This is a genomic window from Mesorhizobium sp. M7A.F.Ca.MR.362.00.0.0 (assembly GCF_004023175.1).
Classification (GTDB): Bacteria; Pseudomonadota; Alphaproteobacteria; order Rhizobiales; family Rhizobiaceae; genus Mesorhizobium.
In genome coordinates this window covers 1-400 of record NZ_RZTF01000933.1, presented here as the reverse complement: position 1 = coordinate 400, position 400 = coordinate 1, and the positions used below count along the sequence as shown (strand labels likewise).

At 34.2% G+C, this 400-nt stretch carries 1 protein-coding gene; it reads left to right on the top strand.

Annotated elements, in window-relative coordinates; genetic code table 11:
• Positions 1–64: 64 nt before the first annotated feature.
• The coding region (locus tag EOC06_RS38580; protein ID WP_206631406.1) for a hypothetical protein at positions 65–400 on the top strand (336 nt) is incomplete at its 3' end.

Genomic DNA, 400 nt, shown 5'->3' with positions numbered 1-400 from the left:
CTTCAACACAATAAGTTAAAAGAAAAGAAAGGATTATTTTCTATCTTTAACTAGAAAGGAGTGAGTGAAACTGAACAGCTTAGAAAAAGGAATCGGAATTGAAAAAGAGTTTAGTATTTCGGAGTGGTTAGCTGAAACTGTTTCTACGAAAGGATTAAAACATGTAGTCAGAATAAATGACTATACGAGAAACCGCTCCTTTAAGGATATCTGTACAAAAGTGAGAAATCAGTTACAGGAAATTGTTATTGATGGAAGCATTGATAAAAAAAGCTCCAATGAAGTAGCGGATGCTGTAGAAGATGACAGCAACGTTTGGTTAGAACGACAACATAGAGCGGTAATTGGAGACCAACAGGCAATGTCTTACTTTATTACTAAGATTAATGAAGTACTTCAT